17 protein-coding genes are annotated in these 21,615 nt (G+C 66.8%); 8 read left to right on the forward strand and 9 right to left on the reverse strand.

Translation table 11 applies throughout. The annotated features are described in order from the left end of the window. Positions 1-33 precede the first annotated feature (33 nt). The 4 genes from ACYVG8_RS01980 (at position 34) to ACYVG8_RS01995 (ending at position 7,845) form a co-directional block, all read left to right on the forward strand. Entirely contained in the window at positions 34-3,150 is a 3,117-nt protein-coding gene (locus ACYVG8_RS01980; protein ID WP_460744946.1) for an efflux RND transporter permease subunit, read from the forward strand. Positions 3,151-3,232: 82 nt separating this feature from the next. Then, positions 3,233-4,201 carry an SdiA-regulated domain-containing protein gene (locus ACYVG8_RS01985; protein ID WP_460744947.1) on the forward strand — a complete coding sequence of 323 codons (969 nt, stop codon included), beginning with the start codon at positions 3,233-3,235 and terminating at the stop codon, positions 4,199-4,201. A 70-nt stretch (positions 4,202-4,271) separates the two neighbouring features. Next, entirely contained in the window at positions 4,272-5,336 is a 1,065-nt protein-coding gene (hemE, locus tag ACYVG8_RS01990) for a uroporphyrinogen decarboxylase (RefSeq protein WP_028500101.1), read from the forward strand. 343 nt (positions 5,337-5,679) lie between these two features. Continuing rightward, positions 5,680-7,845 carry a primosomal protein N' gene (locus ACYVG8_RS01995; protein ID WP_112692187.1) on the forward strand — a complete coding sequence of 722 codons (2,166 nt, stop codon included), beginning with the start codon at positions 5,680-5,682 and terminating at the stop codon, positions 7,843-7,845. A gap of 6 nt (positions 7,846-7,851) precedes the next feature. Here the strand turns inward: ACYVG8_RS01995 and ACYVG8_RS02000 are convergent, their stop codons facing one another. The 9 genes from ACYVG8_RS02000 to ACYVG8_RS02040 all read right to left on the reverse strand — a co-directional run bounded on the left by ACYVG8_RS02000 (position 7,852) and on the right by ACYVG8_RS02040 (position 17,042). Further along, positions 7,852-8,514 carry a response regulator gene (locus ACYVG8_RS02000; RefSeq protein ID WP_028500103.1) on the reverse strand — a complete coding sequence of 221 codons (663 nt, stop codon included), beginning with the start codon at positions 8,512-8,514 and terminating at the stop codon, positions 7,852-7,854. A gap of 31 nt (positions 8,515-8,545) precedes the next feature. Next, positions 8,546-10,483 (reverse strand): type IV pili methyl-accepting chemotaxis transducer N-terminal domain-containing protein, encoded by a 1,938-nt coding sequence (locus tag ACYVG8_RS02005; RefSeq protein ID WP_460744948.1) that lies wholly within the window; start codon positions 10,481-10,483, stop codon positions 8,546-8,548. Between the two features lie 29 nt (positions 10,484-10,512). Next, entirely contained in the window at positions 10,513-11,175 is a 663-nt protein-coding gene (locus ACYVG8_RS02010; protein WP_028500105.1) for a carbonic anhydrase, read from the reverse strand. A gap of 11 nt (positions 11,176-11,186) precedes the next feature. Continuing rightward, the gene (gene moaA, locus ACYVG8_RS02015; protein WP_028500106.1) at positions 11,187-12,161 is read right to left on the reverse strand and encodes a GTP 3',8-cyclase MoaA; all 975 of its coding nucleotides are present in this window, start codon (positions 12,159-12,161) and stop codon (positions 11,187-11,189) included. Positions 12,162-12,335: 174 nt separating this feature from the next. Further along, positions 12,336-13,853 carry a ubiquinone biosynthesis regulatory protein kinase UbiB gene (gene ubiB, locus ACYVG8_RS02020; protein ID WP_107889304.1) on the reverse strand — a complete coding sequence of 506 codons (1,518 nt, stop codon included), beginning with the start codon at positions 13,851-13,853 and terminating at the stop codon, positions 12,336-12,338. Positions 13,854-13,943: 90 nt separating this feature from the next. Next, positions 13,944-14,516: a ubiquinone biosynthesis accessory factor UbiJ gene (locus ACYVG8_RS02025; RefSeq protein ID WP_112692188.1), complete on the reverse strand. Its 573-nt coding sequence runs from the start codon at positions 14,514-14,516 to the stop codon at positions 13,944-13,946. Between the two features lie 18 nt (positions 14,517-14,534). Beyond that, the gene (locus ACYVG8_RS02030) at positions 14,535-15,203 is read right to left on the reverse strand and encodes a histidinol-phosphatase (protein WP_460744949.1); all 669 of its coding nucleotides are present in this window, start codon (positions 15,201-15,203) and stop codon (positions 14,535-14,537) included. Next, positions 15,200-15,871: a DnaA regulatory inactivator Hda gene (gene hda, locus ACYVG8_RS02035; RefSeq protein WP_028500110.1), complete on the reverse strand. Its 672-nt coding sequence runs from the start codon at positions 15,869-15,871 to the stop codon at positions 15,200-15,202. The genes ACYVG8_RS02030 and hda overlap by 4 nt, the downstream gene beginning before the upstream one ends. A gap of 67 nt (positions 15,872-15,938) precedes the next feature. Further along, positions 15,939-17,042 (reverse strand): AI-2E family transporter, encoded by a 1,104-nt coding sequence (locus ACYVG8_RS02040; protein WP_107889302.1) that lies wholly within the window; start codon positions 17,040-17,042, stop codon positions 15,939-15,941. Between the two features lie 220 nt (positions 17,043-17,262). On the opposite strand from ACYVG8_RS02040, the gene purM reads away from it, so the two are divergent. From purM to ACYVG8_RS02060, 4 genes are all read left to right on the forward strand, one after another. After that, on the forward strand, positions 17,263-18,297 hold the full coding sequence (gene purM / locus ACYVG8_RS02045) for a phosphoribosylformylglycinamidine cyclo-ligase (RefSeq protein ID WP_107889300.1): 1,035 nt from the start codon (positions 17,263-17,265) through the stop codon (positions 18,295-18,297). 193 nt (positions 18,298-18,490) lie between these two features. After that, positions 18,491-19,123: a phosphoribosylglycinamide formyltransferase gene (gene purN / locus ACYVG8_RS02050; protein ID WP_460744950.1), complete on the forward strand. Its 633-nt coding sequence runs from the start codon at positions 18,491-18,493 to the stop codon at positions 19,121-19,123. A gap of 13 nt (positions 19,124-19,136) precedes the next feature. After that, positions 19,137-20,276, forward strand: coding sequence for a DUF3108 domain-containing protein (locus tag ACYVG8_RS02055; RefSeq protein WP_028500114.1), 1,140 nt, complete (start codon positions 19,137-19,139; stop codon positions 20,274-20,276). Then, the gene (locus ACYVG8_RS02060) at positions 20,272-21,600 is read left to right on the forward strand and encodes an RsmB/NOP family class I SAM-dependent RNA methyltransferase (protein WP_373280123.1); all 1,329 of its coding nucleotides are present in this window, start codon (positions 20,272-20,274) and stop codon (positions 21,598-21,600) included. The genes ACYVG8_RS02055 and ACYVG8_RS02060 overlap by 5 nt, the downstream gene beginning before the upstream one ends. Positions 21,601-21,615: the final 15 nt, after the last annotated feature.

The following is a 21,615-nucleotide window of genomic DNA, read 5'->3' on the forward strand; positions in this document are numbered from 1 at the left end:
GGTCCCTTCCCCCTTTCTTGCCGAGCGCCCGCCATGTGGTTGACCCGCGTCAGCATCCGCAATCCCTATCTGGCCGCCATGGTGATGCTGGCCATCACCGTGCTCGGTCTGTTCGCCTACAACCGGCTGTCGGTCGAGGAGTTTCCCGACATCCGCTTCCCGATCGCGGTCATCAGCACGGTCTACACCGGCGCGTCGCCGACGGTGGTCGAAAGTGAAGTCACCCGGCCGATCGAGGAGGTGGTCAACACCGTCAGCGGGGTCAAGCACATCCGCTCGTACTCGTTCGAGGGCAGCTCGACGGTGGTGGTGGAGTTCGAACTGTCGGTCGACCCGGTCACCGCGCTGCAGGACGTGCGCGACAAGGTGTCGAGCATCGCCGGGCGCTTTCGCCGCGAGATCGACCCGCCGACGGTCAGCCAGGTCGATCCGAACGACAATCCGGTCATGACGCTGGCCGTCTCGTCGACCAGTGCCGACGCCACCACGCTGTCAACGCTGGCCGACCAGCTGATCAAGAAGCGGCTGCAGCAGGTCATCGGCGTCGGTTCGGTCAACGTGATCGGCCAGATCAAGCGCGAGATCCGCATCGACATCGATCCGGACCGGCTGCGTACCTTCGGTCTGGCCGCCAGTGACGTAGTCGACGCGCTGGCCGGCGACAACAAGGATGTCCCGGCCGGCCGGGTCACCGAACGTGGCCAGGACGTCAGCGTGCGTCTCGACGGCAAGCTGCGCCAGGTCGACGATTTCAACCGCGTGATCATCACCAGCCGCAATGGCCGCGCCATCACCCTCGGCGATGTCGCCACCGTGCGCGACGGCTCGGCCGACTACCAGAATCTGGCGCTGATCAACGGCAAGCGCGCGCTGTCGATCGAACTGACCGCCGCGCGCGGCGCCAATGTGGTCGCCACGGCGGACGGCGTCAACAAGGCCCTGACCGCGCTCCGTCCGCAACTGCCGCCCGGCACCGAGATCAAGGTGCTGTCGAACACCGCCGAGCAGGTGCGCCGCTCGCTGGCCAATGTGCGCTCGACGCTGATCGAGGGCGCGATCCTGACCGTGATCATCGTCTGGCTGTTCCTCGGCTCCTGGCGCAGCACGGTGATTACCGGCCTGACGCTGCCGATCTCGCTGATCGGCACGCTGTTCGCCGTCGCCGTCTCCGGCTTCACCCTCAACGTCATGACGCTGATGGCACTGTCGCTGTCGATCGGCCTGCTGATCGACGACGCCATCGTCGTGCGCGAGAACATCGTCCGCCACGCCAATATGGGCAAGGATCACTACCGCGCCGCGCTGGAAGGTACCGAGGAAATCGGCCTGGCGGTGCTGGCCACCACGCTGACCGTGGTCGCCGTGTTCCTGCCGGTCGGTTTCATGAGCGGCATCATCGGCAAGTTCTTCCAGCAGTTCGGCCTGACCGTCGCCGTGGCGGTAATGATCTCGCTGTTCGTCAGCTTCACCCTCGACCCGATGCTGTCGTCGGTCTGGCCCGATCCGCATCATCATGGCGACAAGCATCGCGGCGGCATCATCGGCCGCATGCTGGACTGGTTCGAGAACTCGCTCGACCGGCTGTCCGCCCGCTATGGCGCCGCCATCGGCTGGTCGCTGGAGCACCGCAAGACCACACTGGCCGCCGCACTGGCACTGCTGGTCGGCAGCTTCCTGCTGGTGCCGGTGATCGGTGCCGAATTCGTGCCGAAGAGCGACAACGACCGCTTCAGCATCAGCATCAAGACCGCACCGGGCGCCACGCTCGAATACACCGAGGCCAAGGCGCGCGACATCGAGACCCGGCTGCGCAAGTACCCGGAAGTGCGCGACGTCTATATCAATGTCGGCGGTGGCTTCGGCGAGGGGCGCAACCAGGCCACGCTGCGCGTGTACACCTCGCCGAAACACGAGCGCAAGCGCTCGATCTTCGACCTGTTCCCGCTGGTCCGCGCCGATGTGCAGCAGATCGGTGGCGTCCAGCTGGAGAACGTGGCCGAGGAAGGCGGGCCGGGCGGCGGGCAGAAGCCGGTGCGCATCGGCGTGCGCGGCGGCGACTTCAGCGTGCTCGAACGCGTGGCCGGCCACCTGGCCGAACGGATTGCCGCCGTGCCGAACGTGACTGACGTCGAAAGCAGCGTCCAGGACCGCAACCCGTCGTACAACTATCAGGTCGACCGCCAGGCGGCTTCGACGCTCGGTATCGATCCGGCCCGCATCGGCAATACACTGGCCGTGCTGTTCTCCGGTCAGGTTGCCACCACCTGGGAGGCGCCGGACGGAGAAAACTACGATGTCCGGGTGCAGATCCCCGAAGCCCGCCGCGATACCGCGCTGCTCGACACCCTGACCGTCGCCGCCACCCGGCGCAGCGACGACGGCAATGCCCACATGGTGCCGCTGTCGGCGGTGGCGACGCGGGTCCCGGGCACCACGCCGCAGCGGGTGGAACGCTACGACCAGGCGCGCGAGGTCACGGTAACCGCCAACATCATCGGCGGCGATGCGCAGGCCGCCTACTCGGCCATCCAGACCATCCTGGCCGATACCCGGCTGCCGGCCGGTTATTACACCGACTTCGGCGGCACCCAGCAGGACATGGCCGACTCGTTCGGCTATGCACTGCAGGCGCTGGCCATCGGCGTGATCTTCATCTACATGATCCTGTGCGCGCAATTCCGCAGCTTCCTGCAGCCGGTCGCGATCATGATGTCGCTGCCACTGGCCTTTGTCGGCGTGTTCATCGCCCTGCTGCTGTGGCGCAGCACGCTGAACATGTTCTCGGTCATCGGCGTCATCATGCTGATGGGGCTGGCAGCCAAGAACGGCATCCTGCTGGTCGACTTCATCAATCATGCGCGCCGCGAGGGCATGGACAAGGTCGCGGCGATCCGCGAGGCCGGCCGGGTTCGGCTGCGCCCGATCCTGATGACCAGTTTCGCCATGATCTTCGGCATGCTGCCGCTGGCACTGGCGGTCGACGCCGGCAGCGAAGTGCGCGCGCCGATGGCGCATGCGGTGATCGGCGGCATGGTGACCTCGACCCTGCTGACACTGATCGTGGTACCGGTGGTCTACTTCTACCTGGACAGCCTCGGTGCCTGGGTCGCCGGCAAGCTGGGCGGCCGGCGAAAGCAGAAAGCGGCGTAAGCGCGCGGCGGCACGATAAAATTTAACTGGTCAAAGCCGCCGTTTGCACCAATGATCGTCGTCCCTTTCCACGGCCCCGTTCATGCGCCCCTTCGCCCTTCGCCTGGCCGGCTACAGCCTGCTCGCCACCGCCCTGCTGACCGCTGCGGTGTTCTTCGCCTACATCGGCGTGCGCTACTACAAGCTGGACAGCCAGATGTATCGCTGGATGTCGGGCGAGGACGCGCGCGATACGCAGTGGAACCGGTCCGACCGCCAGGGCGGCGCGCTCGGTCTGGCCGGCTACCGGATGGATATCGACGCCCGCGTCGTCCCCGGCATCGACAAGAACCTGTCCGGGCTGGCCTTCGACACCGACCACGACCGGCTGATCGCCGTCGTCAACCGGCCGGCGACGCTGTACACGCTGGACCGCAACGGCGAACCGACCGGCCGCTACCCGCTGCGGCACGGGCCTGATATCGAAGGCGTCGCCTACCTCGGCAACAACCGGGTCGCCCTGCTGCAGGAACGGAAGAACACCCTGCATATCGTGACCCTGCCGGCGCAGCCGGGGCCGATCGACATGGACAAGTCGAAGTCGCTGCGGCTCGACCTGTTCCCCGGCAGCAATGCCGGCTTCGAGGGCGTCGGCTACGACGCCGGACGCGACCAGCTGTATCTGGTCAAGGAACACTCGCCAAGCAAGCTGTACCGCATCGACGGCCTGCACGACGCCGATCCGGCGGCCATGACCCTGCGTCTGACCGATCTCAGCGCCTGGATCGACGGCTCGCTGCCGGCAACCGACCTGTCCAGCGTCGAATTCGTGCCCGGGCTCGACCACCTGCTGCTGCTCAGCGACGAGTCGTACCGGCTGATGGAGCTGGACCGCGACGGCCGGCCGGTCAGCTACCTCGACCTGCGCAGCACGCCGTTCCCGCACACACGGGTGCCGCAGGCCGAGGGCATGGCCATCGGCCCGGACCGGACCATCTACGTGGTCAGCGAGCCGAATCTGTTCTACCGGCTGACCCCGCCGGCGGTGGCCGGCAACGGCAATGCCGGATGAATTGACCGTGCCGGGGGCAGGGACCGGCGCGGCACCGTATAATCGCGTCATTTCCCACCCGGTCTACGCCATGTCCCCGCTGAAAAACGATACTTTCCTGCGAGCGCTCGCGCGCCAGCCTGTCGAATACACCCCGGTCTGGATGATGCGCCAGGCCGGCCGCTACCTGCCGGAATACCGTGCCACCCGCGCCCGGGCCGGCGATTTCCTGTCGCTGTGCAAGGCGCCCGACCTGGCGACCGAGGTCACGCTGCAACCGCTGGAACGTTTCCCGCTCGACGCGGCGATCCTGTTCTCCGACATCCTCACCGTACCGGATGCCATGGGCCTGGGCCTGTACTTCGCCGAGGGCGAAGGCCCGCGCTTCGAGCGCCCGCTGCGCGACGAGGCCGCCATCCTCGCCCTGCCGCGCCCGGACATCGGCGCCGAGCTGCAGTATGTGCTGGATGCGGTATCGAGCATCCGCCGTGCCCTGGACGGCCGCGTGCCGCTGATCGGCTTCTCCGGTAGCCCGTGGACGCTGGCCTGCTATATGGTCGAAGGCGGCGGCTCCAGTGACTTCCGTCACGTCAAGACGCTGGCCTACGACCGCCCCGAGCTGATGCATCACCTGCTCGCCGTCACCGCCGACACCGTGACCGACTACCTGAACGCGCAGATTGCCGCCGGCGCGCAGGCCGTGCAGATCTTCGATACCTGGGGTGGCGCACTCGGCCATGCCGCCTACCGCGAATTCTCGCTCGCCTACATGCGCCGCGTGATCGCCGGCCTGACCCGCGAGTCGGAAGGCCGCAAGGTGCCGGTCATCGTCTTCACCAAGGGCGGCGGCCAGTGGCTGGACGCGATTGCCGATATCGGCTGCGATGCCGTCGGCCTCGACTGGACCACCGATCTGGCCGATGCCCGTCGCCTCGCCGGTGACCGTGTCGCGCTGCAGGGCAACTTCGACCCGGTCGCGCTGCATGCGCGCCCGGCCGCCATCGAGGCCGAAGTCGCCCGCATCCTGGCCAGCTACGGCCAGGGCAACGGTCATGTGATGAACCTCGGCCACGGTATCGGCCAGACCGTGCCGCCGGAGCACGCCGCGGCCTTCGTCGACGCCGTGCACCGGCTTTCACGCCCGTACCACAGCTGATTCCCGCCGCCTGCGGGCGGCACTGCGACGGAACCGTGCCCTGCCGGTTCCGTCGCGTTTTTCCGCAATCCCGGCGCAGAAAAAGATTGACAATTGCAATCGGCGCTTCTTTTTTGTGTATAACTTGCGCTCGCGCCGTTCAGCCCTCCGGCCGTGCCCGCCAGGAAGTGACGAACGTCAACCTGCTGATTTAAAAAGACTTTAAATGTTGCACAAATTTTACGCAAAATAATGAGAGGCGCATTGGACGGGACTTGCCCCACGTCATTCCCTGCTTACGCACAGACTTATCCACAGCAGCTGTGCATAGCAGCCGCAAACCCAGCCAGCACGCGGTTTTGCCATGACTGATGCCAGCAGCAACACGGTAATCCGGGTCGCGCTCGACGTGCCGCTGGACCGGACGTTCGACTATGCCGCGCCGGGTCCGCTCGCCATCGGCAGCCGGGTCAGCGTCGGTTTTGGCCCGAGGCAGATGGTCGGCATCGTGCTTGGCCACGCCACGCACAGCGAGTTCGACCTGAAACCGGCACGGCCGATCGAAGACATGCTGCCGCCGCTGCCCGACGACTGGCTGGCGCTGGTGCGCTTCGCCGCCGACTACTATGCATGCGCGCCGGGACCGGCCCTGTTCACCGCGCTGCCGCCGGCCCTGCGCGCGCCGCGTCCGTTCATCCCCGCCCGCGACCCGCAGTACCGGCTGACGCCGGCCGGCCGCGACTGGCAGCCGCCCAGGCGTGCCGCCCGTCAGTGCGAACTGCACGCGGCACTGGCCGCCTCGCCACTGGCCCGCTCCAGCGCCCGCGCCATTGCCGCCGATGCCGGCCGCCGTCTCGACGACTGGCTGGCTGCCGGCTGGATCGAGGAAGTCGACGATCAGCCGGCCGCGCTGACCCTCGGGCCGCTGCCGGCGCTGACCCCCGCCCAGCAGCAGGCGCTGGACCAGTTGCCGCGCGACGGCTTCTCGCCGACGCTGCTGTTCGGCATTACCGGCAGCGGCAAGACCGAAATCTACCTGCGCCGGATCGCCGAAACCCTGGCGGCCGGCCGCCAGGCACTGGTACTGGTGCCGGAAATCAATCTGACGCCGCAACTGGAATCGCGCTTCCGCGCCCGTTTCCCGAACACGGTCATTGCCTGCCTGAATTCCAGCCAGCCGGAACGGGCGCGCAGCGAAGCCTGGGTCGCCGCCTGGCAGGGCCGCGCCCGGCTGGTGATCGGCACCCGGCTCGGCGTGTTCGCCCCGCTGCCGGAACTGGGCCTGATCGTGGTCGACGAGGAGCACGACGCGAGCTTCAAGCAGCAGGACGGCCTGCGCTACTCGGCGCGTGATCTGGCAATCTGGCGCGCCCACCGCGCCGGGGTGCCGATCCTGCTCGGCTCGGCCACGCCGAGTCTGGAAAGCTGGCGCCATGCCGATGCCGGCCGCTATGGCCGGGTCGAACTGGCCGAACGGGCAACCGGCGCCGCGCTGCCGGCCATCCACCTGATCGACATCCGCCGCCTGCCGCTCGACGACGGCCTGTCCGTGCCGGCGATCGAGGCCCTGGCCCGCTGTCGCGACAAGGGCGAGGTCAGCCTGGTCTACCTGAACCGGCGCGGCTACTCGCCGGCGCTGTCCTGCACCGATTGCGGCTGGATCGCCGGCTGCCCGTCATGCAGTGCCAAACTGGTGCTGCACCTGCGCGAGCGCCAGTTGCGCTGCCATCACTGCGGCCATCACCAGCCGGTTCCGCACGCCTGTCCCGACTGCGGCAATCCCGATCTGAAGCCACTGGGCCAGGGCACGCAGCGGGTCGAGGCCGCGCTGACGCGCGTGCTGCCCGGCGCGCGCATCCGCCGCATCGACCGCGATACCGTCAGCCACCGCGATGCCTGGGCCGAGGTCTATCAGGCCATCCACGATGGCGAGGTCGATGTGCTGGTCGGCACACAGATGCTGGCCAAGGGCCACGACTTCCCGACCCTGAGCCTGGTGGTGGCGCTGAATACCGACGGCGGCCTGTACAGCGCTGATTTCCGCGCCAGCGAAACCCTGTTCTCGCAGCTGATGCAGGTGGCCGGCCGCGCCGGTCGCGCCGAACGGCCGGGCACGGTGCTGGTGCAGACGCAATTGCCGGAACACCCGCTGTACCAGGCGCTGTGCCGGCATGACTATCCGGGCTTTGCCGCCACGCTGCTGGACGAGCGGAAACAGACTGACATGCCGCCGTACTGCCACCAGTTCGTGGTGCGGGCGGACAGCGAAAAACTGGCCGACGCGCGCGCCTTCCTCGGCGCGCTGGTCGCGGCGCTGCCGGCCATCGACGGTGTGTGCGTCTACGACCCGATCACGGCTTCGATGGTGCGGCTGGAAGGGCGCGAACGCGCCCAGGTACTGGTGCAGTCGGCACAGCGCGGGCCGCTGCGCCGCATGCTGGCCGAACTGACGGCGCAGGCGCCGGTGCTGGCAAAACCGTATGGCCGCCATCTGCGCTGGAGCGTGGACGTCGACCCGCTGGAGCTGTAACCGCGCTCAGGAATGGCGCGGGGCCAGCCCGTGCTCGACCGCGTACACCGCTGCCTGCACCCGGCTGCTCAGGTTCAGTTTCTTCAGAATGTTCTGCACATGGATCTTGACCGTGCTCTCGGCCAGATCGAGGTCACGCGCAATTTCCTTGTTGCTCTCGCCACAGGCGAGATGGCCGAGGATTTCGCGTTCGCGCGGCGTCAGCCGGCCGCTTTCACCGGCTTCCGCCGGTCGCTTGTCGCCGGCACGGAACTGCTGCATCAGCTTGGTGGTCATCGCCTCGCTCATGACCGACTCGCCGGCCGCCGCGCGCAGAATGGCCCGCTTCAGGAACTCGGCGTCGATATTCTTCAGCAGATAACCGCGAGCGCCCTTCTGCAACGCGGCGGTCAGATCCTCGGCGTCCTCGGACACGGTCAGCATGACCACCGCCAGCGCCGGCTGGTCCTGCAGTATCAGCCCCAGCGCCTCGATGCCGGACAGTCCCGGCATGTTCAGGTCAAGCAACACCACATCCGGCTGCAGCGCCAGCGCCCGCTTGACACCCTCGGCACCGTCCGCCGCCTCGCCGACCACTTCGAATTCGGACTGCCGCGACAGCAGCGCCTTGACGCCGCTGCGGAACAGGGTGTGGTCGTCGATCAGCAGAACCCGGATGGGTGCGGTCATTTTCTGTGTCCTTGCAAGCAGAGTTGAACGTTCATGCCACCTGGCGATTTTCTTCGGCCAGCTTGAGCTCCAGCCGGGTTCCCCGCCCGGGCTCCGGCCGGATGGCCAGCTCCATGCCGGCCCGGTGCGCGCGTTCACGCATGATATTCAACCCATAGTGGTTTTCCGGCGACGAATCGAGAATGGCCGGGTCGAAGCCGACGCCATCGTCATGGATCGACAGCATAAGCCGGGCTTCGTCTTCCAGTCTCACTTCCACGTGCGTCGCCTGTGAATGTTTGCGAATATTGGACAGCGCTTCCTGGACGATAAACAGCAGCTGCAGCTGCTGGTCCGGCGACAGCGGCGCGCCGAATCCCTCGCGATGGAACACGACCGCCACCCCGGTCTGGCGACGGAACTTGTCGAGCAGATTGCCGATGGCGTCGCCCAGATCCTCGGCGCCAAGCCGGGCGCGGAAGTTGTTCAGCAGTTCGCGCACGTCCTCGTAGCTTTCCTGCACGCCGGCCCGAATCGCCGTCAGCGCCTCGCGCGTCGACTCGTCTTCACGGTCGTTGATGGCGACTTCCAGCATCTGCGCCTGCAGGTTCAGGTAGGACAGGCCCTGGGCGATCGAGTCGTGCAGGCCCTGGGCGAACAGGTTGCGCTCTTCCAGCACCGCCAGCTCGCGGGCCTTGGTCGACAGGCGCAGGTTCTCGATCGCGACCGCCAGCCGCTGCCCCAGCACTTCGAACAGCTGGATGTCCTGGCGGGTAAAGATGTGCGCGCGACGGAAGAACAGGTTGAACACCCCTAGCGACGGCTCGCCGCTGCCGATCGGGAACACCGACACCACGTTGTAGCCCTCGTCGTGACAGCCGCTGGCAATCGGCACGCTGCCGTCCAGCGCCTCGATGCGGGTCACGCCGCGCGCGCCATCACCGCACAGACAGTAGTTGACGTGAATGCAGCGCTCGCGCTGGGTCATGCCGCTGGAAACGCCGCGATGCGCCGCCATGTGCATGACGTCGTGCGCCGGGTCGACCAGACGCACGATGCCGCCGTCGGCGCCGGCCACTTCGATGACCCGGTGCAGGAAGCCCTCGGTCATTTCGTCCACGGTACTGGCCCGGTTCAGCAGCGCGGCCATTTCGTACATCGCCGACAGTTCGCGGTTGCGCCGCTCCAGCGACGCCGTCTTTTCCGCCACGCGCGCTTCCAGCGTCGCGTGCGCGCCGGCCAGACTGGACGCCATGCGGTTGAAGCCGCGCGCCACCTCGCCGAACTCATCGTCGCTCTCGATGGCGACCTTGGCCGCATAATCACCGACCGTCAGCCGGCGCATCGCCGACGACAGCTGCTCGAGCGGACGGATGACGATCAGGAACAGCAGATAGATCACGGCACAGGTCATGGCGATCGCCATCAGGCCCAGCGCAACCTGGCACAGCCGCAGCCACTCGGTCTTGCGCGCATTGTCGATTTCCAGCTGCATGACGAAGCGGTCGATCTGGCCGACCAGCGAGGCCAGCCGGGTGCCGTGCTCCTGCGAGAACGGGCTGCCGGCGCCACCGCTGATGTCGAGCGCCCGCAGCAGCTCCGGCCGGACCTGGTCGCGCCAGTACAGACTGACGCCGACCAGCTGGTTGCGGATGCCGATTTCGTTCGGCACCGCCAGCGGGCGATTGCGGTCGCCGCGCTGCAGGGTCGCCAGGATATGGTCGAATTCGTCGATATGGCCGGTGATCACCGCACGCGGCAGATGGCCCTGGCGGTAGCTCTCCAGCTCGAATGCCAGCCGGTAGCTGCGCATGCGCAGGCTGCCGGCGTCATTGATGGCGGCACCGCTGCCTTCCAGTTGCCAGGACAGCAGCAGTGTCGCGCCGATGGCGGCCAGCGCCAGGCACATGACCACGCTGAGGATGGCCACGATGCGGAAAGTCAGGCGCCGGGACAGCGGTACGCTGCCCAGCCCGGGGGTCGATGTCATGGGGCGCTCCGGCATGCCGCCCGGCAGGCTCAGCGCTTCTCGATCGGACAGACCAGCGGCATGAACTGGCGCGTGTCCAGGTCATAGCCGTGCAGGGCACCGTCGCGAATGTCGAAGTACCAGCCGTGCAGGCTCAGTGTGTGCGCCGCGACCCGGTCGCGGATCCACGGATAGGACATCAGGTTGTCGAGCGAGATCAGGATCGACTGCCGCTCGGCGATCGCCAGCTGGGCCGCCGGGTCGCACTCGGCGTAATGGCTGTGCACATAGTCGCGGACCGGCTCGGCGATCGACAGCCACTTGGCGAGGAAGCCGCCATTGCCCGGATTGTCGGTGATGCCGTCCATCAGTGCGCGGATGCCGCCGCAGCAGCCGTGGCCGAGCACGATGATGCGTGCGATGCCGAGCACGTTGACCGCGTATTCGAGGGCGGCAGACACGCTGTGGTGGGTCTCGTGGCTCGGGTCTTCACACGGCGGGACCAGGTTGGCGATATTGCGGACGACAAACAGTTCGCCCGGCTCGCAACCGGTCAGCATCATCGGGTCGACACGGCTGTCGGCACAGCTGATGATCATGGTGGCCGGGTTCTGTCCGTACTTGAGTTCGTCGAACAGCGCTTCGTTCGGCGCGAAATAGTTTTCCTGGAAACGGCGGAAGCCTTGCAGGAATCGATCGAGCCCTTGCTGCATCAATACTCCAATCAACCGCCGGTCATCGACATGAAGCGCACGAGTTTTTGCGGTTTCCCGTCAAACTCGTGCCGTTCGGGCTTCAGCTCGATCCCCTGGCGGATGGCGGCAATCAGATCGTCGTCGCTGGCGCCGCCGCGAAGCAGCGGGCGAAACTCGACTTTCTCATCCTGCCCCAGACAGAGGTAGAGCGTCCCGTCGACCGACAGGCGGACACGGTTACAGGTTGCACAGAAGTGCTGTGACATCGGCGTAATCACGCCGAGGGTAAAAGTACCGTCCGCCGTACACCAGTAGCGTGCCGGCCCGCCGCCGAGTTCCGCCACCTGCGGCACCAGGCCGAAGCGGGAAACCAGCCGGCCGAGCACCGGTTGCAGGTCCAGATAATGGGCGCTGCGGCCGGTGTCGCCCATCGGCATGGCTTCGATCAGGCGCAGGATGAAACCGTGCTCGATCGCAAACGCCACCATATCCTCGATTTCGGCATCGTTGACGCCATCCATCGCCACCATATTGAGCTTGATCGGCGCGAGGCCGGCCTGCTTGGCGGCCATCAGACCGGCCATCACCGCCGGCAGGCTGTCGCGTCCGGTGACCTGGGTCACGCAGTCGCGGCGCAGCGAGTCGAGGCTGACATTGATGCGGTCGAGGCCGGCCGCCTTCAGCGGCGCCGCATGGCGGGCCAGCTGGGTGGCATTGGTCGACAGCGACAGATCGGTCAGACCGTCGATGGACTTCAGCCTTGCGGCCAGCTCGCCGATGCCATGACGCAGCAAGGGCTCGCCGCCGGTCAGGCGGATACGGCGGGTGCCGAGCGAAACGAACAACCGCGCCAGCCGTTCGATCTCGTCGAAGGTCAGCCAGTGTTCGGGTTGCTCGAACCCTTTGAAACCTTTGGGGATACAGTAGCTGCACCGAAGGTCGCAGCGGTCGGTCACCGATAGCCGGACATATTCGATGCTGCGTCCAAAGCGGTCTTGCAGCATGACGGGCTCCGAAGCGGGCATATAGCCGGATTGTAGATGGCCGGTCCGGCCGCGAGAGCCGGTCGGAAGACGGAGACGGTACTACTTAGTAACTATCGACCGCGACGGGGGGCCGCACGGTCGGCGGCCGGGATTTTCCCGTGTTTTAGACCGCTTCCGCAACAGGGTTTTGTCCTACAGCCTGAGCAATATCACCGCCAGCAGTGCTGCCACCAGGACGGACAGGCAGATCAGCAGGGCATTCTGCTTCTTCTGTTCGCGCATCAGCAGCAGATAGCCGTCGGTCAGCAGACGCTGGGTATCGCCGGACAGCGCGGCGTCCAGCTTGCGCGGAATCGACGGCAGCAGCGTCGCCCACGCCGGCGCCTCTTTCTTCAGTTGCTTCCACAGCCCGCGCACGCCGACCTGCTCGTTCATCCAGCGCACCAGGAACGGCTTGGCGGTTGCCCACAGATCGAGGTCGGGATCGAGCTGGCGCCCCAGTCCCTCGATGTTGAGCAGCGTCTTCTGCAGCAGCACCAGTTGCGGCTGGATCTCGACATTGAAGCGGCGGCTGGTCTCGAACAGGCGCAGCAGCACCAGACCGAACGAGATCTGCGACAGCGGCCGCTCGAAGATCGGCTCGCACACCGTGCGCACCGCCGCCTCCAGCGCCTCCACCCGGGTGTCCGCAGGCACCCAGCCGGACTCGATGTGCGCCGCCGCCACGCGATGGTAGTCGCGATTGAAGAAGGCGAGAAAATTCACTGCCAGATAGTGCTTGTCGTACTCGGTCAGCGAACCGACGATGCCGAAGTCCAGCGCGATATAGCGCCCGTCATCGGCGACGAAGATATTGCCCGGGTGCATGTCGGCATGGAAGAAACCGTCGCGGAACACCTGGGTAAAGAAAATCTCGACGCCAAAGCGCGACAACTGCTTGAGATCGACGCCACGCTCGCGCAGCAGGTCGATCCGGCTGATCGGCATGCCGTCCATCCACTCCATGGTCAGCACATCGCGCGCGGTCCAGTCCCAGAACACCTCGGGCACGACCAGCATGTCCGAGCCGGTGAAATTGCGCCGCAACTGGCTGGCATTGGCCGCCTCGTGCATCAGATCGAGTTCGTCATGCAGATAGGTATCGAACTCGGCCACGACCTCGCGCGGCCGCAGCCGCTTGCCGTCGCGCGACAGCCGCTCGACCCAGCCGGCCAGCATCCGCATCAGCGACAGGTCCTGCTCGATCACCGGCAGGATGTCCGGCCGCAGCACCTTGACCGCCACTTCGCGCCCGTCGTGCAGCGTGGCGCGGTGGACCTGGGCGACCGAGGCACTGGCGACCGGCACGTCGTCGAAACGGGCGAACAGCACATCGACCGGCTGGCCGAGGCTGGCCTCGATCACCCGGCGCGAAATCGCGCCGTCAAACGGCGGTACGCGATCCTGCAGGCGGGCCAGCTCGTCGGCATAGGCGGCCGGCAGCAGATCGCGGCGGGTCGACAGCACCTGGCCGAACTTGATGAAAATCGGCCCCAGGCTTTCCAGCGCCAGCCGTACCCGCACCGGCAGCGGCGCGGACAGGTCGCGCGGCAGCGGCATCAGTCGTGACAGCCATTTCAGCAGGCGCAGGCGCGGATGGGCAAAGAACAGTTCATCCAGGCCGTGGCGGTAGAAGGTGCAGGCGATTTTCGTGGAGCGGAAGAGCGGCATGAGCAATCGATATCGGTGCGCCACTGGCGCGCAAGAGAAATGGCCGCGCGAGCGCAGGCCAGGCCCGGTCCGGCGGAAAAAGGAACAGCGTCAGCGCGGCTTCGCGCCCAGCAGGCGTTCGATGCGCTTGTCCAGCCGTTCGACGGCATCACGCGCATCGTCGACCTGGTGACAGAAGCCCGCGACATCATGCCGGCGGGCGACCAGCGGCACTTCGTCGCGCCAGTGCTCGACCAGGCTGCGACCGAGACGGACGGCAATCTCGCCCTTGAAGCCCAGCAGGCCACGCGCGGCCCCCGCCACCCGGGCGGCGGCCATGTCGCCCATGACCCGCGACAGATCCTCGACCGCATCCCACTGCAGGCGCCCGGCCAGGCGCGCCAGTTGCGCCGCCAGTTCGGCATCGCCATGCAGTTCGACATCGGCCGGGCCGAGCGGGCTGCCGGACAGGCGGCGCAAGGCCGTGCCGGCGCCGAGCCGCACCACCGCCTCCGGCTCGCCGCTCGTCTTTGCCCAGTAGCCGTCCTCGCACACCACGCCGCTGACGGCGAACGGCGTCAGCTCGACCCGCACCCGCCGGCCGGCCAGCGCGGCAAAATCGGCGCGCAGCGCCGGTTGCTGGGCCAGCAGGTGGTTGAATACGGCGATTTGCGGTCTGTGCATGGCGGCTTTCGGGTCGGGTCAGTCGCGCAGGGAAATGACGGGCCAGTCATGCGCTTCGGCATGGGCACGCAGGAAATCGTCCGGATCGACGGCCACCGGGTGGCTGACCCGGCTCATCAGCGGGATGTCGTTGCGCGAGTCGCTGTAGAACCAGCTGCTGTCGAACGCATCGAGCCGGCTGCCGCGCGCGGTCAGCCATTCGTCCAGGCGGGTGATCTTGCCGTCCTTGAAGCTCGGCGTACCACTCGGGCGGCCGGTGAAGCGGCCGTCGGCGCCCTGCTCCAGTTCGGTCGCGATCAGGTGCTCGACCCCGAGTTCGCGGGCGATCGGTTCGGTGATGAAACGGTTGGTGGCGGTCACGATCACCACCAGATCGCCCTGCGCCTGGTGGGCGGCGACGCGTTCGCGGCCGAGGCGGGTGATGATCGGCTTGATGTGCACGTCCAGGTATTCGGCATGCAGCGCATCCAGTTCATCGCGGTCGCGGTCGGCGAGCGGCTTGAGCTGGAAGTCGAGGAAAGCATCGATATCGAGGGTGCCGTCGCGATACTGCTGGTAGAAGCGGTCGTTCTCGCGATGGTAGTACTCGGCATCGAGCAGGCCCTTTCCGATCAGGAAACGCGGCCATTCCACATCGGAATCGCCAGCCAGCAAGGTATTGTCGAGATCGAACAGGGCAAGATTCATCGTGTCAGCTTTGCATGCAGGATATTTTTCACGAACGGAACGGTGATCGGCTTGCGCAGCGCCAGCGAATAGTGGTCCAGCGCATCGATCATCGCCACCAGGGAAGACATGTCGCGACGCCAGTGGGTCAGCAACCAGCGGATCACGTCGTCAGGCACATCGACCAGGCGCATCTGCGCATGGCGCTTCAGCGCGGCGAACTTGTCCGCGTCACTCATGGCCTGGACCTGGAACACCAGCCCCCAGCCAAGTCGCGTGCGCAGGTCGTCGCGCAGTTTCAGTTGCAGCGGGGCGGCGCGGCCAGCGGTCAGCAACTGGCCCTCGCCGCCATCCTTCAGCGAATTGAAGATCGAAAACAGGGTGATCTGGTCGTCGGGTTCGAGATCGTCGACATGGTCGACCGCCACGCAGCGCGCCTCGCGTGCAAAGTCGGGCAGCTTCTCCGCCCGGGCATCGAGATAGATCGCCGCGCGACCGACCGCGTTCGCGTGTTCGACCCACTGCTGCAGCAAGTGGGTCTTGCCGACGCCGGGCGCGCCCCACAGGTATATGAATCGCTCGCCGGCCGGGTCGGTCAGCGCAGCGATGATCTGCCTGTTGTGCTCGGCGATGAAGTGGTCAAAGGCCGGCGCGGGGGGCGGGGTGAGGTCGAGTACGAGCTGATCCAACGCAGTATCTGGGTAGGGAAGCGGTTAGCGGGCCGGTTTCGGGACGGGCGGCTCGCCCGTCCGCTGCTCAATCGTGCCCGGCAGGGATACGCGTGATTCTACGCTGATACCAGCGCGACGCGTAGTAGCGGACCATGCCCTCCTGCCACAGCACCCGCAGCACCGCCGATACCGGCAGTGCCAGCAGCACACCGACAAAGCCGAACAGCGTGCCGAACGCCATCAGGGCAAAGATCACCAGCGCCGGATGCAGGCCGATGCGGTCGCCGACCAGTTGCGGGGTGATGATGAAACTTTCCAGCGTCTGCGCCACCGCGTACACGCCCCACACCATCGCCAGCCCCTCGAACGAGCCGAACTGCAGGATGGCGGCCAGCGTGGCGAGCAGCACGCCGATAAAGGCCCCCACATACGGGATGCACACCAGCAGCCCGGCGACCACGCCGATGGCGAAGCCGGAATCCAGCCCTACCAGCCACCAGCCGAGTCCGTACAGTGCGGCCATGATCACCATGACCGTCAGTTGCCCGCGCAGGAACTCGCCGACCATGTGATCGACCTTGCCGAGGACTTCACCGACACCGGGACGCCAGCGCGGCGGCAGCAACTGGCCCAGGCGGGCGACGATGTCATGCCAGTCGCGCAGCAGATAGAACGCCAGGATCGGGGTCAGGAACAGATTGGACAGGAATACGATCAGCGCCAGTCCCTGGCTGGTCAGCGCCGGCAGCGTGCGTTCCAGCGCCTGGCGCAGCCCGCCGACATTGCGCACGATGGCATCGCGCAGCGAGGTGCCGTTGAAATGGACCGCAATGTCGAGCTTTGCCGCCAGCCACGGCGACACCGTGTGTTCCAGCCAGTCGACCAGCGTCGGCATGCGTTCGGACAGCCCCTGCACCTGCTGGATGAACATCGGCACAATCAGCAGCAACAGCAGTGACAGCAGCAGCGCCACCGCCACCAGCACCAGCGTGGTCGCCAGCGTGCGGTTGAGACCGCGCCGCGCCAGCGCGTCCACGGTCGGCACCGCCATATAGGCCAGCGCGGCGGCGGCCAGGAACGGGACCAGCACCTCGGTCAGCGACCACAGCAGCCACAGGACCAGGGCAGCGAGCAGATAGGGCCACACCCGGACGGGGGGCCTGGAAGATTTGCGGCGGATGCGCGACATGTTCGGTAAAATGCGGGGGAAATTGGCGGGAATCGGAATCACGCGCGTCGCCCGCTCGTGCGGGCGGCCTTGCCGCCGTGATCATGCGCCACGGCGCGTCGCGGGCGGCTCAGGGGGATATATACCTGAACTGCGCCCCGTTGCCGCGAAGAATCTGTCATCGGCCCGGCCGGCGACAGGCAGTCCCAACATTGTCATTGAGCAAGAAAGCGAGTCTCTCGTGAGTCAGTCCCTGAGCTACCGCGACGCGGGCGTCGACATCGACGCCGGCGACCAGCTGGTCGAAAACATCAAGCCGTACGCCAAGCGGACCCTGCGTCCGGAAGTGCTGGGCGGCATCGGCGGCTTCGGCGCGCTGATCGAGATCAGCAAGAAATATCAGGAACCCGTGCTGGTGTCCGGCACCGATGGCGTCGGCACCAAGCTGAAACTGGCTTTCGAGTGGAACCGCCACGACACGGTCGGCATCGATCTGGTCGCCATGAGCGTCAACGACATCCTGGTCCAGGGGGCGGAACCGCTGTTCTTCCTCGACTACTTCGCCTGCGGCAAGCTCGACGTGCCGCAAGCCACTGACGTGATCAAGGGCATTGCCGCCGGCTGCGAACAGGCCGGCTGCGCACTGATCGGCGGCGAAACCGCCGAAATGCCGGGCATGTACCCGTCCGGCGAATACGATCTGGCCGGCTTCGCCGTCGGCGTGGTCGAAAAGAGCAAGGTCATTACCGGCCGCAGCATCGGCCCCGGTGACGTGGTGCTGGGTCTGGCATCGAACGGCGCGCACTCGAACGGCTATTCGCTGGTGCGCAAGATCCTCGACCTGAAGCAACCCGATCTCGACGCCCCGTTCGATGGCGAGCGCTCGCTGCGCGACGCGGTGATCGCGCCGACCCGCATCTACGTGAAGCCGCTGCTGGCGCTGATGCAGTCGCTGCCGGTCAAGGGCATGGCCCACATCACCGGCGGCGGCATCACCGAGAACGTGCCGCGCGTGCTGCCCGACAATGTCGTCGCCCAGATCGACGCCGCCAGCTGGGCGCTGCCGAAGCTGTTCCAGTGGCTGCAGAGTGCCGGCAATGTCGAATCGCACGAAATGTACCGCACCTTCAACTGCGGTATCGGCATGGTGGTGATCGTTGCCGCCGAACACGCCGACGCCGCCGTGGCGCAGCTGTCCGCCGCCGGTGAAACCGTCCACCGCCTTGGCCTGATCCGCGCCCGTCAGGGCGACGAGCACCAGACCCAGGTGGCCTGAGCCCGTCCCGGGGCGCCAGGTCCGGCGCCCGTTCCGCCCCCGCCCCGGCGGGGAGAGGCTGTTTCGCTCGTCCGTTCTGCGTGGTGAGTGTTCATCTGGCCGCTGTTGCCCGCACGGTAACAGCGCTTTTCATTTATCACGCTAGTATGAGGAGGTCATTGCGGCCTCCGCTGCTGCCGGCGCCCTGTTCCACATGAAAAACATCGTCATCCTGATTTCCGGTCGCGGATCGAACATGCAGGCCATCGTCGAGGCCGGCATTCCCGGCGCGCGCATCGCCGCCGTGATCTCCAACCGTGCCGACGCCGCCGGCCTGGCCTGGGCGGCCGCGCGCGGCATCGCCACCGAGGCGCTGGACCACACCGCCTACCCCGACCGCCCGGCCTTCGACAGCGCCCTGGCCGCCGTCATCGACCGCCATCAGGCCGATCTGGTGGTACTGGCCGGCTTCATGCGCATTCTGACCCCGGACTTCACCAGTCATTACGCCGGCCGCATGATCAACGTCCATCCGTCGCTGCTGCCGGCTTTCTCCGGCCTGCATACCCACCAGCGCGCCATCAATGCCGGCTGCGCCGTTGCCGGCGCCACCGTGCACTTCGTGACCGCCGAACTCGACCACGGCCCGATCGTGGCCCAGGGCGTGGTGCCGGTGCTGCCGGACGACAGCGCCGCCTCGCTGGCCGAGCGCGTACTGCGCATCGAGCACCGGCTGTATCCGCAGGCCGTGCGCTGGTTCGTCGAGGACCGGCTGCACATCAACGGCCACCGGGTCGAAGTCCGCGACGTCGAACCGGCCGCCCGCGCCCTCGTGGCGCTGGACTGAGACGGAGACCGGCATGACACGACGCGGACAGTGGGCTCTGGCCGTGGTGCTGTCGCTGCTGGTCCATTCCGTTCTGCTGGCCGAAGGCTGGCGCTGGCAGTGGCCGTTTTCCGAGACCGATCCGGTCCTGGTCAAGCCGCTGACCATCGAGCTGTATTCGCAGCAGGTGCTCGACAGCGCCGCCGCCCCGCGTCTGGCTGCCGCCGCGCCGCCGCCACCGGCCATTGCCGTCGGTGACGCCACGCTGCCGCCGCCGAAAAAGAAACCACGCAAGAAACTGCTGCCGCCAACCTCCCCCCGCACGACGGAAGAAGCGCCGGCCACGCCGGCCGATGCGCCCCCCGCCGACGATGCCTCCCCGCCAGCGGACGAAGCCCCCCCGGCAGAAGACCCGGGCGACATCGGCCGTCGCGACAAGCCGTTTGCCGACTCCGGCGACGGCAAGGACGCCACCCCGCCGGCCGACGACACGCCGGCGGCAAAGACCGATGCGATGTCGCGCCGCTTCCCGGACCACGCCACGCTGACCTATGAGGTGTTCTACGGTGCCTTTCTGGCCGGCAGCGGCGATATCGAATGGAGCAAGACCCCGGGCGGCTACCGGCTGGACGTCCGCCTGCACCCGGTATTCGGTCCGCGACTCGGCTACAGCAGCCAGGGAAGCATCGGCCCGAACGGGCTGAGACCGTCGCATTTCGAGGCCACCCGGGGCGACCAGGTGCGCGAGACCGCCGACTTCGACTGGGAGGCGAAGGTGCTGACCTATGGCCGCGGCGACAAGAAAACGGCCCCGCTGGAAGACGGCGCGCAGGACGTATTCAGCGTCGCGTTCCAGATTGCGCTGAAAGGCGGCAAGTCGTTGAACAAGAACGTACAGGTGACGACCGGCAAGAAGGTTTATCATTACCCCCTTTCCGTCGTCGGAGACGCCGACGTCGATGTCGACCGGAAAATTCCCGCCGTGCTGGTTCGCAGCCTGTCCGACGGTGACACGGTCGAATTCTGGATCGCGCCCGATTATCACAACTTCCCGCTCCGCATCCGCATGCAGGACAGCGAGAAGACAATCGACATGAAACTCATCAGGCTGAAGGTCGGAAATGAAATCCGGCTGGAGCGCCCCAAACAAGACAAGTCACACAATGCCAATTAGTGCCGCTCAATTCGACGCTGTGGTCGACGCGCTTCGCCGTGTCCTGCCCTGCGACCGCCCCGCCGACACCGTGCTGTCGGCCTGGTTCCGTGACCAGCGCCGTCTCGGCGCCACCGATCGCCACCTGGTGGCCGAAACCGTCTTCGCCGTCCTGCGCCGCCGCGCGTTCCTGACCGCGCTGACCCAGCCGAACCCGACACCGAAGCGGCTGGCCATTGCCAGCCTGGTCAAGGTGCGCGGCCTCAATCTGCGCGAGCTGGAAGGCATCCTGACCGAGGCGGAGAAAAAATGGGCCGGCGAGCTGAAAGGCACGACGCCGGAACTGACGCTGGCCGAACGCGCCGAGCTGCCGGACTGGGTCGCGACCCAGCTCCAGGACGCCGGCCTGTCCGACGACGAACTGCTCGCACTGGGCCAGAGCATGCAGAACAGCGCGCCGCTCGACCTGCGCGTCAACACCATCAAGGCCCGCCGCGAAGACGTGGCCGTCCAGCTGGCCCGCGACGGCATCGACGCCCAGCCGACCCCGATGTCGCCGTTCGGTCTGCGCATCAAGGGCAAGCCGGCAGTCAACCGCCATCCGCTGTTCACCGAAGGGGCGTTCGAGGTCCAGGACGAAGGCAGCCAGCTGCTCGGCCTGCTGCTGGCGCCGCGCCGCGGTGAAATGGTGGTGGACTTCTGCGCCGGCGCCGGTGGCAAGACGCTGATGCTCGGCGCGATGATGGCATCGTCCGGCCGGCTGTACGCGTTCGACGTGTCGGAAAAGCGGCTGGCCAACCTGAAGCCGCGTCTGGCCCGTTCCGGCCTGTCCAATGTCCACCCGCAACTGATCCAGGGCGAGAACGACAGCAAGATCAAGCGTCTGGCCGGCAAGGTCGACCGGGTTCTGGTCGACGCGCCGTGTTCCGGCCTCGGCACGCTGCGCCGCAATCCGGATCTGAAATTCCGCCAGTCGCCGGAATCGGTCGCCCAGCTGAATGTCACCCAGGCCAGCATCCTTGCCCACGCCGCCCGCCTGCTGAAGAACGGCGGCCGCCTGGTCTATGCAACCTGCTCGATCCTGCCGTCCGAGAACGACGCCATCATCGACGCCTTCCTGGCCGCCCACCCCGATTTCGTCGAACTGCCGGCCAATGTGCTGCTGGCCGAACAGCGGGTCGAGCTCGATACCGGCACCCGCCTGCGGCTGAATCCGCGCGACCACGGCTGCGACGGCTTCTTTGCCGCCGTGCTGGAACGCCGCATTCCCAAACCGGTCTACCCGCAGGACGCCGAACTGGACGAACCGGCCGGGAACGCAGCGGAAGACAGCCCGGCAGAGTAAGCCGGCTCACCAAGC

Source organism: Microvirgula curvata (assembly GCF_054781615.1).

Coding starts and splice junctions, on each gene's coding strand:
- ACYVG8_RS02055 (WP_028500114.1), top strand. CDS start 19,137: ATGACACGACGCGGACAGTGGGCTCTGGCCGTGGTGCTGTCGCTGCTG.
- ubiB (WP_107889304.1), bottom strand. CDS start 13,853: ATGCCGCTCTTCCGCTCCACGAAAATCGCCTGCACCTTCTACCGCCAC.
- ACYVG8_RS02030 (WP_460744949.1), bottom strand. CDS start 15,203: ATGAATCTTGCCCTGTTCGATCTCGACAATACCTTGCTGGCTGGCGAT.
- ACYVG8_RS02040 (WP_107889302.1), bottom strand. CDS start 17,042: ATGTCGCGCATCCGCCGCAAATCTTCCAGGCCCCCCGTCCGGGTGTGG.
- ACYVG8_RS01985 (WP_460744947.1), top strand. CDS start 3,233: ATGCGCCCCTTCGCCCTTCGCCTGGCCGGCTACAGCCTGCTCGCCACC.
- ACYVG8_RS02010 (WP_028500105.1), bottom strand. CDS start 11,175: ATGCAGCAAGGGCTCGATCGATTCCTGCAAGGCTTCCGCCGTTTCCAG.
- ACYVG8_RS02000 (WP_028500103.1), bottom strand. CDS start 8,514: ATGACCGCACCCATCCGGGTTCTGCTGATCGACGACCACACCCTGTTC.
- purN (WP_460744950.1), top strand. CDS start 18,491: ATGAAAAACATCGTCATCCTGATTTCCGGTCGCGGATCGAACATGCAG.
- hemE (WP_028500101.1), top strand. CDS start 4,272: ATGTCCCCGCTGAAAAACGATACTTTCCTGCGAGCGCTCGCGCGCCAG.
- ACYVG8_RS01980 (WP_460744946.1), top strand. CDS start 34: ATGTGGTTGACCCGCGTCAGCATCCGCAATCCCTATCTGGCCGCCATG.
- ACYVG8_RS02005 (WP_460744948.1), bottom strand. CDS start 10,483: ATGACATCGACCCCCGGGCTGGGCAGCGTACCGCTGTCCCGGCGCCTG.
- moaA (WP_028500106.1), bottom strand. CDS start 12,161: ATGCTGCAAGACCGCTTTGGACGCAGCATCGAATATGTCCGGCTATCG.
- ACYVG8_RS02025 (WP_112692188.1), bottom strand. CDS start 14,516: ATGCACAGACCGCAAATCGCCGTATTCAACCACCTGCTGGCCCAGCAA.
- ACYVG8_RS01995 (WP_112692187.1), top strand. CDS start 5,680: ATGACTGATGCCAGCAGCAACACGGTAATCCGGGTCGCGCTCGACGTG.